The organism is Streptomyces sp. NBC_01283 (assembly GCF_041435335.1).
Taxonomy (GTDB): Bacteria; Actinomycetota; Actinomycetes; order Streptomycetales; family Streptomycetaceae; genus Streptomyces.
Genome location: NZ_CP108430.1, coordinates 398,919 through 412,335 on the forward strand (window position 1 = coordinate 398,919; position 13,417 = coordinate 412,335).

Annotated in this window: 9 protein-coding genes and 2 pseudogenes; 6 read left to right on the top strand and 5 right to left on the bottom strand. The window is 68.5% G+C overall.

Annotated features, from left to right (window positions below):
* Positions 1 to 66: 66 nt before the first annotated feature.
* From OG302_RS01655 to OG302_RS01665, 3 genes and pseudogenes are all read right to left on the bottom strand, one after another.
* A pseudogene (locus OG302_RS01655) lies at positions 67 to 1,000 on the bottom strand (transposase); the annotation flags it as partial.
* Between the two features lie 142 nt (positions 1,001 to 1,142).
* Positions 1,143 to 1,796, bottom strand: coding sequence for a YrhB domain-containing protein (locus OG302_RS01660; protein WP_371524981.1), 654 nt, complete (start codon positions 1,794 to 1,796; stop codon positions 1,143 to 1,145).
* Between the two features lie 246 nt (positions 1,797 to 2,042).
* Complete coding sequence (locus OG302_RS01665; RefSeq protein ID WP_371524982.1) at positions 2,043 to 3,308, bottom strand: low temperature requirement protein A; 1,266 nt, start codon at positions 3,306 to 3,308, stop codon at positions 2,043 to 2,045.
* Between the two features lie 563 nt (positions 3,309 to 3,871).
* Here OG302_RS01665 and OG302_RS01670 point away from each other — a divergent pair.
* Positions 3,872 to 4,285 carry a DUF4190 domain-containing protein gene (locus tag OG302_RS01670; protein WP_371524983.1) on the top strand — a complete coding sequence of 138 codons (414 nt, stop codon included), beginning with the start codon at positions 3,872 to 3,874 and terminating at the stop codon, positions 4,283 to 4,285.
* A gap of 128 nt (positions 4,286 to 4,413) precedes the next feature.
* Positions 4,414 to 5,073, top strand: a complete 660-nt coding sequence (locus OG302_RS01675; protein ID WP_371524984.1) for a class I SAM-dependent methyltransferase — start codon at positions 4,414 to 4,416, stop codon at positions 5,071 to 5,073.
* A gap of 82 nt (positions 5,074 to 5,155) precedes the next feature.
* Here the strand turns inward: OG302_RS01675 and OG302_RS01680 are convergent, their stop codons facing one another.
* The gene (locus OG302_RS01680; protein WP_371524985.1) at positions 5,156 to 5,515 is read right to left on the bottom strand and encodes a TetR family transcriptional regulator C-terminal domain-containing protein; all 360 of its coding nucleotides are present in this window, start codon (positions 5,513 to 5,515) and stop codon (positions 5,156 to 5,158) included.
* A gap of 108 nt (positions 5,516 to 5,623) precedes the next feature.
* Here OG302_RS01680 and OG302_RS01685 point away from each other — a divergent pair, with 108 nt between their 5' ends.
* Complete coding sequence (locus tag OG302_RS01685) at positions 5,624 to 5,866, top strand: hypothetical protein (protein ID WP_371524986.1); 243 nt, start codon at positions 5,624 to 5,626, stop codon at positions 5,864 to 5,866.
* Positions 5,867 to 6,216: 350 nt separating this feature from the next.
* Positions 6,217 to 7,399 (top strand): annotated as a pseudogene (locus tag OG302_RS01690) (PP2C family protein-serine/threonine phosphatase).
* A gap of 92 nt (positions 7,400 to 7,491) precedes the next feature.
* Here the strand turns inward: OG302_RS01690 and OG302_RS01695 are convergent.
* Positions 7,492 to 8,709, bottom strand: a complete 1,218-nt coding sequence (locus tag OG302_RS01695) for an alpha/beta hydrolase family protein (RefSeq protein ID WP_371524987.1) — start codon at positions 8,707 to 8,709, stop codon at positions 7,492 to 7,494.
* A gap of 529 nt (positions 8,710 to 9,238) precedes the next feature.
* Between OG302_RS01695 and OG302_RS01700 the strand changes: the two genes are divergently transcribed.
* Both OG302_RS01700 and OG302_RS01705 read left to right on the top strand, forming a co-directional pair.
* On the top strand, positions 9,239 to 12,592 hold the full coding sequence (locus OG302_RS01700) for a S8 family serine peptidase (RefSeq protein ID WP_371524988.1): 3,354 nt from the start codon (positions 9,239 to 9,241) through the stop codon (positions 12,590 to 12,592).
* 225 nt (positions 12,593 to 12,817) lie between these two features.
* Entirely contained in the window at positions 12,818 to 13,342 is a 525-nt protein-coding gene (locus tag OG302_RS01705) for a hypothetical protein (protein WP_371524989.1), read from the top strand.
* Positions 13,343 to 13,417 lie beyond the last annotated feature (75 nt).

The window sequence follows — 13,417 nt, forward strand, 5'->3', positions numbered from 1 at the left end:
GTGCGCGCCGGGTTCCACGGTTCCGGTGGAGTGGTTCAGGTTCGGCGGGACGGATGGATGTGCTGGTCAGTCAGGGTTTGGGAGGATGTCAAGTCGCTGGATCGCGTCGGTGATGATGTCGGTCCAGGGCCAGCGCCGGGCGAATCTGAGGTGCCGTCGGCGGCCGGTGGCGACAAGCTGGGCGGCAGCGGAAAACAGCCCCAGCCACAAGCGTCGGGGCTCCCACCTGCGGGCTTCGCCCGTCAGGGCGAGCATGGGCATCCAGGCCGGCAGGTCCAGGGCGATCTGGACGATCTCCAACCAGATCTGGTTCTGCGCGGCGTCGTGCAGGGGCAGGTTGGGCAGGCCGGTGGCGCAGCCATTACGGATGCGGTCCTCGGCGCGGGCACGTCGGCGGCGCCGCAATTCCAGGGCCTCGATCTTCTCGCCGGTAACGGTGGTGGCAAGGCAGGTCAGCCGCAGCCCGTCGGCGTCGGTGAGGTGCAACTGGGCGCCGGGGTGCGGGCGTTCTTTGCGCACGATCAGCCGCATGCCTGCTGGCCAGCCCTTGAGGCAGTCGCTGCCCGCGTCGAGTTCGGCGACCCAGGCGCCGTCACGGATGGCTCCGCCGGGCTCGACGGCCACCGTCCAGGCGGAGGCGGGAACCTTCAGAACGGCCTGGTGGATGGCGTCGGTGACGGTCATTCCGACCGAGTAGGACATCCAACGGCCGCGCTTGGCGAGCCAGGCCACGAACTCATGAGTGCCACCACGGGAATCGGTACGGATCAGTGTCTGGCGGCCACGGCGGTACTTCTTCGGCGTCTGAGCCAGAACGAGTTCAGCGATCGCTATGTGATCGGCGGCCGTGTTGGAGCCCGCGTTCCCGGGCCGCCGCAGCGCGGCAACCGGCTCCCCGCTGCCGCCCGGGCCGTGATCGACGAAGCCCATCAGCGGGTGGTGTCCGAAGGTTCCTCCAGGTCGCGGTGGCGTCCTGCTTCTCGGAGTGCACCAGCACAAGCGCGGGACAGGCGTTGGTGCACGGGAATGCGCGTGGGACCGGCTTCAGCGCTCTCCGTCTACGAACAAGGCACCCGCAAGCTCGCCGGTGTCGCGAAGGCCCTCGCGAAGAAGGCCAAGAAGGCCAAGAAGGCTTCAGATGGTCAGGGCTCGACCCTGACCGCAGCCGTGTTTTTCGCTGAACACGCTCGTGTTGTGCGGCTTTCCGCTCCTCCATCGGGGCTCTGACCGCATCGAAGCGACGTCCCTTCCCGAATGGTTTCCACCGCGAGCACCGGGCTGAGAGGCTCCACGAGTTCCCTGGTGGCGACGGCCACGAGACGCGCGGAAACGTCGCCCTCCGTCAGCGTGCTCACGTACTCGATGGCCTCGGCGGGAGAAAGCACCGGCAGCCTCTGACGCAAGGCCCGCACTGCGTGCATGCGCCCGCGTATGGCTGCTACTTCGCGGAGGGCATCGTGCAGATCGTCCATCGCCGTACGTACCGGCAGCCCACGTATGCGGGCTCGATAGTCGTCTTCCCACGCCTCGGTCACCGCGGAGACGACACCGATACGATGAAGACCCCCGTCGACGCGGTCGACCAGGTATGGCCCGTTTCCTACGAGCATGAACTCCGGATTTCCAGTGCGCACGAACTCCTCGGACGTCCAATAGACGATCCACACCAGTTCATGCTCCTCGACGTCCGCGACAGCCATGCGCAGTGCCTCCGCATCGCCCGAAGCCCTCCACTCCTGGTAGTCACGCTCAAGCTCTTCCTCGACGATGCGAACCGCGGCTTCTCGCTCGATCACGCCCGTAGCATCCCGTACGGACTCGGGACGAGCCAGTGGTTTCCCGCGAGCCGGTTTCCCGCGACCGCCCGAAGGGGCAGCCTCCTGACCTGCCTACGGCGCGCCGCCCACCTCACCGAGGGTTCATCGGCCTTCCTGGCCGCTGACTGGAATCCGGATCCACGTGGTGCGAGCCCAGAGTTCGACTGTGCAGCGCAGATCCGCCGCGCGAGCCCGGGGATCGTGCCTGCTGGCAATGGCAGTTGATCAGGTCTTGGGCGTCGGCACGATCGCGGACTCCTTCTGGGCTACGTGCCCGGCCCCGCCCGGTTGCGCGCGTTCCGCGACGGTGCGGGTACGCACCTCGCGATGATGCAGTGCGACGGCCACCAGCAACAGCATGGCAACCATCGCGAGCGCCAGCAGCCCGGGGATGTGTACGACGCCGACTCCAGCCACCGAGCAGAGCGCCCCACCCGCGAGCAACACTGCGGAAAGACGGCCGATTCGCCACCGGATCGCGGTCACTGCGAGCAGGAAGAGTCCGACGCCGCCGGGCAATGCCCACGCGGCGAGACCATGCAACGGTTCCGACAAGTCGTAGTGTTTTGTATCGGCGACCTGGTGCACCAGGCTCTCCACACCCAGCGCGGTGAGCACGATGCCACCGACAAGCGGAAGGTGGAGGAAGGTGTACACCTCGCCGGCCAGCCGCGTACGGACGTCGCCGTCCACCGCGAGGATGCGCTCCTCGGCGGCGTCACTGAGGTGGCGGAAGTAGAGCCGCCACAGCATGGCGGCGATGAGCAACGCTCCGGCGGCGGCAACCAGCACCGGGTATGTGAGCGGGTAACCGCGGGCACCGACCCCTACCGCCACGATGGACTCGCCCAAGGCGATGATCACCATCAGGCCATGGCGCTCGGCGAAATGCCCTGGCGAGGCCACCCGCCAACCCGAAGCGCGCAGGACGTAAATGGCCGCGTAGTCGACGAGGACCGCACACAGCCAGATCAGGATCTGCGTGAGGCCGGTGAAGAAGCTGCCCGCCAACAGGATCAGGAACGGCGGCAGGACCGAGGTCAGCGCCGTCTTACGCAGCGTGGCCCGCAGCCGTACGTCATTGGGGTGGGCGATCCAGTAGGCGATCAGGTGCAGCGCCCGGAAAGCGCCGTAGCAAAGGACGAACACCAACGGCGCGTTCACGCCGCCCTGGGCGTCCGAATACACCTCCGGGACCGTCAGCGAGACAACGAACACCCCCGCCATCACCACCACGAGCACACCGAAGAGCGCGCCTGCGTCGGCGCGAACGACGTTGCCCAACCAGGCGAAGCAGCACCAGCAGAACCACAGCAGGGCAAGCACTACCCCCGCGCCGAGCAGGCGCGTCACTGTCGGGTCTGCTGCCATCAGGCCAGTGACCTGGGTGATGGCGTAGACGAAAGCAAGGTCGAAGAACAGTTCAGCCGGCGTCACCCGGTGGCTCTCGCCGGTGGCCACCATCCCATGGCCATCACGCCGCGTGATCATTTATCCGCTACCCCCCGGTACAGTTGCGCGCCCGCGCGTGCACCTTACCCGCCGACGAAGCACCCTGTCCGGGGCCTGCTGCTTCAGTTTTCCCGACCATGCATACGGCTTGCCTTCCTCCGGGAGGCTTGCGACTCGTGCAACTGCGAACTGGTCCCAACTACTGCGGTCCTCAAGGTGGTTGCGCAAGGCCGTCGACTTACGGAACGCACATACCGCCCCGTGGGGTCACAGCGTCAGCGCGCAGGAGATCACCGGCGTCGGAGCATGCTTCACCGCGTCCTGACACATGACACGTCGTGGCGGCGCACGGTCAGCATTCCAGTAGGTCATGCCGAGCCGAAGCCAGGCTCCCTCGGGAGATGCTCTCCTCGAACTGGGTCAGCCGGTCCGAGCCGCGCGTCCGCCTCGCCTGCTCCATCGGCGTCGCCAGGGCGAACTGAGTCGCCCGTTCCTCTTGTTGCGGTTGCGGAATTCGACAGCGCGCGCATTCATGGCCAACTGCGGGGCACTCGGCACCAACGACAACTCGGCCAGGCGGAAACAGAGATGAGTGTGATGCCATGTCTTTCCCCGACCGTCCCCAGACTTCTGGCGACTACGACCAGCCTCCCCGGCACCCAGAGGTGAGGCGCACCAACGCCATGGCGGTCGCCGCGCTGACTCTCGGCATTCTGGCGATCCTGCTCTTCTGGACCGTGTTCGGCGGCGTCCTGTTGGGACTGCTGGCCGTCATCTTCGGCATCATCGGTGCGCGTAAGGCGCGTGGTGGCCGGGCACCCTACGGCAAGATGTCGGTCATCGGAGCGGTACTCGGCGCGCTGGGCCTCATCGCATCCGCCGTGATCATCGCGATCGGCGCGTCGATTCTGAACTCCGACGAGTACAAGAACTTCGATGACTGTGTAAAGCACGCCGACTCGAAGAGTGAGCGTGATGCGTGTGCGAAGGATTTCGACCGGGAGATCAATGACTGACCCGGCCGTCACTGCGCCGCCCTCAGTCTCAACTCGGCCTTGATCGCAGTCCTGCCCGGCGCGGAGAAAGAACCTCCTGGTGCCGTAGTCGGCCGGAGCGCGATCGGCTGCTGGGCTAGCCTGCGGGTGTGAGCACCGGACAGGAAGGCCCAGAAACCGAGAGGTGGTTGGCGGACACGCGGGCGTCCTACGATGCCGATGCCACCAGCTACGCGGACGAGACGCGCCACCTCTTGGCCGAACTGCCGCCCGAGCAGGAGGTCATGGCGCTGTTCGCCGAGCGGGTACGGGCGCAAGGCGGCGGACCCGTCGCGGACGTGGGGTGCGGGCCGGGGAGGATCACCGCCCACCTGAGGGAGCTCGGCGTGGACGCCTTCGGTATCGATCTGTCGCCCCGGATGATCGAGGTGGCACGGCGTGAGCATCCCGGTCTGCGGTTCGAGGTGGGGTCGATGACACAACTCGATCTTGAAGAGGGTTCGTTGGCTGCTCTGATCGCCTGGTACTCGATCATCCACGTCCCCGACGGCGCGATCGGCGCGGTCCTTGCCGGCTTCCGTCGGGTGCTGCGGCCCGGCGGTCTGCTGCTACTGGGTTTTCACGTCGGCGATGCTTCACCGCCTGAGCCCCAGGAGAGCGGCGAGCCCTGGCCGGAGTCCTACGTCCGTCGTCGCCAACCGAGCCAAGTCGCTGCCTGGCTCGACGAGGCCGGCTTCACCCTCGAGGCCGACCCCACGCTCACAGCGGCGGCACGCAAGCTCGGCGGAGTACTGCTCGCGCGCCGCTAGGTGATTGGCCCGGGGCTTCAAGAGCGTGCCCTACATGGCGAGTTGGAAGACGTTCTGGTCATGGGGAGACTCCCACGCCGTCCTATTCGGACTCGATCGCGTTCTGGATCAGGCGTCTCGCCAGCGTCTTGCCGTGGCCGAGGGGGTCTGGCATCCGTCCTCGTTGGAGGCCGGCCATGGCTCCGTCGTACACGAGCAGTACGTTGCCCACCAGGGCGGCGGGGGCCTCGGTGGTGACGGCTTCCGCCAGCTGGTTCAGCCGCGCGAGAAGGAGCGTGGACTCCGCCTCGATCACGGCGTGGACGGGGTGGTCGAGGTCGGGCAGTTCCGTGCCGGTCGCGAGGAAGGCGCACCCGCGGCCTGGGGTGTACCGGTCCCGGGAGACGGAGACCGCGTCGAACAGAGCCAGGAGCTTCTCGGCGGGTGTGGCCGCGGCATCCACCGCTTCCTGCCATACCTGTCCCCAGGGATCCAGGCGCCGGTGCAGCGCGGCTGCGATCAGGCCGTCCTTTCCCCCGAAGGGCCTGGTCGCTGTCTCCGGCGTCGTGGGGTGGCCCTCGCCTTCACCCTGGATTTCCAGGCCGCGAAGATGCCCGGCGCCAAAGTGGTCGCGACGTTGTTCTCCCTCGACCCGGTGATGGGCGCACTGATCGGCGCCATCGTCCTCGCCGAAAGTCTCTCCGCTCCGGTGCTCGTCGGCATGGGACTGATCGTGTCAGCCGGCGCCGTAGCGACCTGGCGTGCTGAAAGCCTCCCGGTTCCGCCGATGCCGACCAGCGCAGATCGCCCTTGACGCAGCCGGAGGACATGGCCATGCCGCCCTCATGCAACTGCTCCGCACTCTGGCGCCCCCGCTTCAACCGCTGACGCTCCTGCACGTTCCGCTGGCCCCGCAGGCCTGCGCCTTCCCGCAGCACGGCCGGAGGCAGCTGCGCGTCCTTCGCCTCATTCCTTCGTCCCTCGGCAGGAGTTGACCGGCGTGACCGCCCCGGCAGCCAGTACACATGTGCGGTTGGTCGTCAGCCGGGCTCTTCCGCCAAGGACCGGCCAGCAGGATTAACGCTGTGACCAGGCGCAACGGATCTGCCAGGTGAGGTATGCGAATCCCTGGGCATAAGTGGCGACAGCCGACGGGAGGTTGCCATGGATGGCAGAGATCTGGAACTGGGCGAGCTTCTGGCCGCCGCGGAGTCCGCGCCGCCCGGGGAGTCCGTCAGCGTCATCGCGCACGACCTGCGCAAGCGCTTCGGGGCGGAGCGTGTGTCGTTCCTGTTCGCCGATCTCATGGGGCAGCGGCTACTGCGTCTGAGCGCGCCCGCCGAGGGAGAGTGGACGGACGCTGCGCAGCGGAGCGATTTGCAGGGCAGCGTCTACGACACAGTTCTGCGCAGCCAGCGACAGCATGTGGAATCGGATGGTCAGGGCGGACGGCGCGTGATTTCGCCTGTGACCAATCGCGGTGACTGCATCGGGGTGCTGGAGGTGACGCTCCAGTACGCCGACGACACCGTGCTCGGACAGATCAGTGAAGCGGCCCATGCGCTGGCCTACATAATCGTCACCGACCGCCGCTTCACCGACCTGTACCACGCGGGCCGGCGCACCACCCGGACCAGCCTGGCCGCAGAAATCCAGCACCAACTGCTGCCTTCTGCCTCCTGCTGCGAAGCCCCCCCAGTTCACGTTGGCAGCCGGACTGGTCCCGGCCGACGACATCGGTGGCGACACGTACGACTACACCCTCGATCGGGAGACGCTGCATCTGTCCATCACCGATGCCATGGGCCACGACACCGACTCCGCCCTGCTGGCCACGTTGGTTACCGGGGCCTTGCGCGGCGCCCGCCGAACTGGCTGCGACGCCCTCGTTCAGGCACGTCGCGCCCACGAGGCTCTGCTGGCCCACGGTCATGGACTGGCCACCGGGCAACTGCTCTGCATCCGTCTGGAGACGGGCACCTGCGAACTGGTCAATGCAGGACACCCCTGGCCACTGCTCCTACGCGACGGCGACACCGAAACCCAGGAGATCAAGCTCGAAGTCAACCTGCCATTCGGCGTGGCGGCACCCAACTCGTACCGACTGCAGAAGCTTCAGCTGCGCCCCGGCGACCGCCTTGTCCTCCTCACGGACGGCATGCAGGAGCGCGGTGCCGCAGATGCCGATCTGGCTTCTCTCGTGCGCGACTCCCGTGCCTCGCACCCCAGGGAAGCCGTGCGCACCCTGACGACAGCGGTGTTGAATGCCTGCCGGGGCAATCTCAAGGACGACGCCACCATCCTCATCCTGGACTGGCACGGTGCCGCTGTGCACAGTGCGCAGTGACTGTGAGCCCGTGTCGAGTCCTGTTCGTCTTTGAAGCTCGACCGCGATGCCTGCTTGCGGTCCGGACACCGCGGTGCTGTCGCCCGGGGTCCTCACGGAATGAACGTCACTGCCGGGAAGCCCGGGGACGGTCCGTCGAGCAGGCGCCCCCGACGGTGGCGCAGGTGCTGGTCGAAGAACGCGAGCGGATAGGCCTGCTGGATCCGCACCGCCTCCTCGGGATCGAGGGTGCCGATCACGTCCTGGAGCTGCTGCGCGCTCCATCCGTACAGCTTCGCCACCTGGGGGAACAGCGCCTCGTTGTCGCCGTAGGAGAGGTGGGCGGCGCCCTGGGTCTGGATGTTCAGCCGCCAGCCCCGCAGGTGCGACCAGAATGCGGCGACCTGAGGATCCGTGGCCCGGGTGTACACGGCGGACATGATCATGAACGGCCGGTCCAGGTCGCCGGCCAGCGGCGGCCTCATCTGCATCGGCCCGTCCAGGCTCAGCCCGGCCCGGATCCGCTCGTCCGCGAGCATGGCGCAGGCAGTGGCCGTCCCGCCCTTGGACCAGCCGAACGCGCCGACGCGCCGTGCGTCGATTGAGCCCAGCAGCCCGGCCGGCAGCCTTCTGTTGCCGGCGTCGGGATTGTGCCCGGCGGCCAGATCCGCGACGCAGTCCAGGACGAAGCGCAGGTCGGCGGCGAAGTCCCCTGGCAGCGTCGGCGCCTGCCCATCCTTGAGCGGGACGGCGATCCGGCCGTCGGGGAACTGGGTGTAGGTGTCGTACTGGTGAGCCACCGTCACCACCGCATACCCATGGCTGGCCAGCTCCTGGACCATGATGGTGTGATCGCCCTGGTGGCTGTGCGCGCCGTGCGAAAACACGACGACGGGCAGCCGCTGCCCCGTTCGACGCACCGGAGCACCCACACGGCCGGCCGTCAGCGGCCCCCGCGAGGCCAGCTCGCTCAACCCGGCGTCGGCGAGGAACGCCTGAAGCACGTCGGCCGGCATCCAGGGCGCCACCGGGTAGCGCCGGACATTCCGGGCGGGATACCAGATCGTGGCCATCAGCTCACGGAAGTGCCCGGGACCCGCGACAGTGTCCGGACGCGACCGGTCGACCAGGTGCAGTTGGACCGTGCCCACCGGATACGGCCCCCTCGGTGCTGGCAGCATCAGCCGCCTCGCCGCCGCGTCGGCCTCGACCGGGCGTGCCCACGCGGAGTCGGCAACGCCGGCGAGCGGCACTGCCGCCCCGGCGGCCAGCGCAGCTCCCATCATGTGGCGGCGCGTGATGCCCGTTCGGCCGGTGAACGTGGTGCTCATGTGCTCTCCCCTGGTGACGGTTCGTCAACTGTGCCCTGCGGCCGGCCCGCGGACACTGGACGACGCTGTCACCTGCCCCTCCCCCGCAGCATCGGCCCACCGGTCACATACACGCTGTTCGCATCAACCTGCGGACTTACGCCCCCGGGCTGATCCAGCCGGCAGGGTCGCCCGGACCGGAGCCCGCCCCGAGCACCCGGGGCCGACGGTGAAGGGGATCGCCCATCAGCTCCACCTGAGCATTTCGACCGCCAGCCGCCAGGAGACGGACGCGGTACCGAAGTTCGGTCAAGGGGACGGAACCACTCTCACGCAGTTCTGCGCGCTTCACCCTCGCGCTCCTCGCCCAGAGTAAAGCGAGCGTGCCAAATGCCCATATTTAGCGGGACTTGACCGCATCTGGTGGGACGTCAACCACCATTCCAAAAGATATCTCCGCCGCATCTTCCGTCTCCCCAGAACCAAACACCTCAAAGATCACGTGTTACGGGCGACCACGTCAGGCACGCTCAGAGACAGGCAAAATCGGGTGGCAGTCATATCAAGGGTGGGGACGGCGGCGATGGCCGCCGTGATGTCCGGTGCACTGGTCGCGGGGGTGGCCTCGGCCGACTCCAGACCGGATCCAGGGAAGGACCGTAGCGCGGGCATACGTACCGGTGGGGAGACCAAGACCGGTCGGGCGGCGCAGGGCGGGAAGACGGCGACCGTCACGTTGGTGACCGGCGACCGGGTGGTCGTCCGGGCAGGGGGCAAACAGGTCGTCCGGCTGATCCGCGGCGAGGGGCGCGAGAAGGTCGCGATCGCGGTACGGCGCGAGGCCGGGCACACCTACGTCGTGCCGCAGGATGCCCAGTCACTGATCAACGCTGGCAGGCTGGACCGGCGGCTCTTCGATGTCACACGGCTCGTCGGGGACAAGTACGACGACGCCCACCGCACCTCGCTACCGCTGATCGTCAAGTACCGGCCCGGACGCGCCAACAACCGCCCCGGCGACACCTTCCACGGCCTGGCCCGCGATCGCCGTACGCTGCCCGCCATCGGCGGCGAGGCGTTCGACGCGCCCAAGTCCGGCGCAGGGGACGTCTGGACGAAGCTCACCGGCGGAACGGGCGGCCGTACGAACGCGCGGACCACCGCGGCCCCGGCCATCGAGCACCTCTGGCTGGACGCCACGGTCCGTCCCTCTCTCGACAAGAGCGTGCCGCAGATCGGCGCCCCCACCATGTGGGCGGCCGGATACACCGGCAAGGGCGTCAAGGTCGCCGTCCTGGATACCGGGGTCGACCAGACGCACCCGGACCTCAAGGGTGTCGAGGTCGCCGAGAAGAACTTCACCGAGTCCGCACCCGACGCCAAGGACCGCATGGGCCACGGCACGCACGTCGCCTCGACCCTCGCGGGCTCCGGGGCCAAGTCGGGCGGCAAGTACAAGGGTGTGGCGCCCGACGTACAGGTCCTGGACGGCAAGGTCATCTCCGAGGTGGAGGGCACGGGGACCGAGTCCAGCATCGCCGCCGGCATGCAGTGGGCGGTCGACAGCGACGCCAAGATCGTCAACCTGAGTCTCGGCAGCCTCGACTCGCCGGGGACCGACCCGCTGGAGGAGGCCGTCGCACGGCTCTCCGGCAAGGCCCTGTTCGTCATCGCGGCGGGCAACGACGGCCCCGAGGCCGGTACGTTGAACTCGCCCGGCAGCGCCCCCGCCGCCCTGACCGTCGGCTCCGTCGACAAGCAGGACAACATCGCGGAGACCTCCAGCCGGGGCCCGCAGGCCGACGGGGTCGCCAAGCCCGACCTCACCGCGCCCGGCGACGACATCACGGCCGCACGCTCCACGCAGATCCCCGGCGATTCCGAGAGCGACCCCTATGTCGCCATGTCGGGCACCTCGATGGCGACGCCGCACGTGGCCGGTTCCGCCGCCCTGCTCCTCCAGCAGCACCCGAAGTGGACCGGCCCGCAGCTCAAGGCCGCGCTGACCGGCTCCGCCACGCCCAACCCCACACTCAACGCCCATCAGCAGGGGGCGGGCCGCGTCGACCTGACGCGCGCCGTCACCGCTTCCGTCGTCCCGGAGCCCGGCACGGTCGCCTTCGGCACGCAGGCCTGGCCGCACACCGACGACAAGCCGGTCGCCAAGACCGTCACCTACCGCAACCTCGGCACCAAGCCCGTCACCCTGACGCTCTCCGCCGACGCCCTGGACCCCAGGGGCCGCCCGGGGCCGTCGAAGATGTTCACCGTCAAGGACGCCAAGCTCACCGTCCCGGCGGGCGGCACCGCGAAGACCACCGTCACCGCCGACACCACGCTCGGCACCTCCGACGGCATCTACGGCGGGACGCTGCTGGCCGCCGGCGACGGCCAGGAAGTGCGCACCGGCCTGGTCGTCGACCGTGAGGTCGAGTCCTATGACCTCACGGTCAAGCACCTCGACGTCAACGGCACGGACTCGTCCAACTACACCACCACGCTCACCGACCGCACGCAGCGGAAGATCGAGGTCCCCTACCGGGAGGGTCCGGTCACGCTGCGGGTGCCGAAGGGCACGTATGCGCTGGAGAGTTCCGTCTACGGCCCGACGAAGAGCTTCGCGGTCTTCGTCCAGCCGAAGCTGAAGGTCGCCGCGAAGGCGACGGTCATACTGGACTCGCGCAAGGCCAAGCCGGTGTCCGTGACCACCCCGGACGCCGGCGCGCGTCTGACGACGTCGGACATCAGCTACGACGACGCGGCGCTGGGCATCGCGCGCAGCTGGAGCCTGGGCGAGGACACCGTCATCCGCACCCTCGGCATCGGCGCCGCATCTCCCACCCTGAACGCCCAGTACAACGGTGTCTGGAAGGCCTCGGGGACGGCGGCGCGGAACGTCGACTACCGGCTGGGCTTCAGCCGTAGCGGCAGCTGGTTCTCGGGCCTGAAGCACGCCGCCACCAAGGCCGAACTCGCCGAGGTGAAATACGGCGTCGGCTCCTCCGCCGCGCGGCGCAAGGGCACGCTGTCCGCCACGCCGATCGGCACGAACGGCTACAACCCGCCTCTGCAGCCGCTGACGGAACTCAAGCTCCCGGCCTCTGGTACGAGCTATGTCAACACCAAGGATCTGCGCTGGAGTTGGTCCATGGCGCAGCTCGACGGCACGGGGGCTTCCACCATCGACTACGGCACCGGCGCGGTGGCGTACAAGGCGGGGAAGCGCTACACGCTGAACTTCAACACCGGTGTCGTCGGCCCCGACCTGAACGCCGATGACGGGCAGGGCGCGCGCCGCGCGGGCAACTCCATGGACGCCTACGTCCAGCTCTTCAGCGACGGCGCGGGGCATGCGGGCAGCTCCGTGACGACCGGCGGCTTCACCCGGCTGGAGTCGGGCGGCCGCACCATCGCCGAGGGGGGTCCCGGCGCGGTCAACGCCGATCTCCCGGCCGCCTCCGCCTCCTACCGTCTGACCATGGAGGCCACCCGCGCGGCCACGGTCGCCACCACCAGCACCAAGGTGGCCGCGGCCTGGACGTTCAAGTCGGCGAAGACGCCCGACGCCCCGCCCACCACGCTGCCCCTGTCCACCGTCCGCCTCGCGCCGAAACTGGCGCTGAACGGCACGTCCCCGGCAGGCAGCACGCTCAAGGTGCCGTTGAAGGTGGCCGGCGCGGCAGCCGGACCCGGCAAGATCGCCGCCTTGACCGTCAAGGTCTCCTACGACGGCGGCAGCACATGGAAGTCGGCCGCCGTCACGACCGACACCAGCGGGGCGCACACCGCGAGCGTCAAGCACCCCGCGGCGGCCAAGCCCGTGTCGTACCGCGTGTATGTGAAGGACACGAGCGGCAACACCGTGACGGAGACGATCACGAACGCGTACCGGCTCGCTCCGTGACGAGGCGTCCGCGACGATGACAGGCCCAGCGGCCACGTCATGAGGCCGGGCCACGGGAACGCTTCCCGTGGCCCGGCCTCTTTTTGTCGGTTTCGCCTTGAGGAAGCTCACGCGTGTCGCAGGTGCGTGAGCTGCGCGGGCCGTTGTCCCGTGCCACGCGCGAGGCCTGGCGATTTCCTTGAAGGAGTTCTCGGGCAGCGCGTTTCCTCGCCTACGGTTTGTTCCATGACGAGTGACGGCGTAGTCGTGGATGAGGCGATCCGTGCGGCGTGGGCCGCATACCGGGTCCTGGACAAGCGGACTTCTGCTGAGGACCGCCAGGAGGCGCAGCAGCGCGTCACGGCCGCGGTGGACGCGTACGGGCGTGAGGAGGTGTCCCGTGGCACGGTCTTCCTGGTGGGCGTGCTGACCGGCTATCTGATCGCCGAACAGTCCGGTAGCGAGGATCGGCTCGATCCGCTCAGCGATCTGATCCCCGCCGTGATCCGCGGGCTCCCCACGTTCGAGACGGCCGACCCGGCTCAGGTGCCGATGGCCACCGGGGTCCTCATGGCCGCTGCGATGGGCATGGACACCGTGGAGTGGCGCGACCGATTCGGGCAGATCCCGCCGGAGGAGGCTCTCGTACACGGCTTCGTGTTGTGGCTCCTCGCCGACCTCTTCGATTCCCTGGCCGGACGGCCCGGAGTCATCGATCAACTGATGCGGGAAACCTTCGACTCCATGGCCGCCGAACAAGAACAAGGCTGACGTGCGGGCCGTAGGCGATACCCGGCGGCCGGCTGTCGGCGGATACGGCCGTGGCGACCACGCGAAACGCCCCGC

Excerpts from the sequence above, each read along its gene's own strand:
- OG302_RS01665 (WP_371524982.1), bottom strand. The coding sequence starts at position 3,308 with ATGATCACGCGGCGTGATGGCCATGGGATGGTGGCCACCGGCGAGAGC.
- OG302_RS01695 (WP_371524987.1), bottom strand. The coding sequence starts at position 8,709 with ATGAGCACCACGTTCACCGGCCGAACGGGCATCACGCGCCGCCACATG.
- OG302_RS01705 (WP_371524989.1), top strand. The coding sequence starts at position 12,818 with ATGACGAGTGACGGCGTAGTCGTGGATGAGGCGATCCGTGCGGCGTGG.
- OG302_RS01670 (WP_371524983.1), top strand. The coding sequence starts at position 3,872 with ATGTCTTTCCCCGACCGTCCCCAGACTTCTGGCGACTACGACCAGCCT.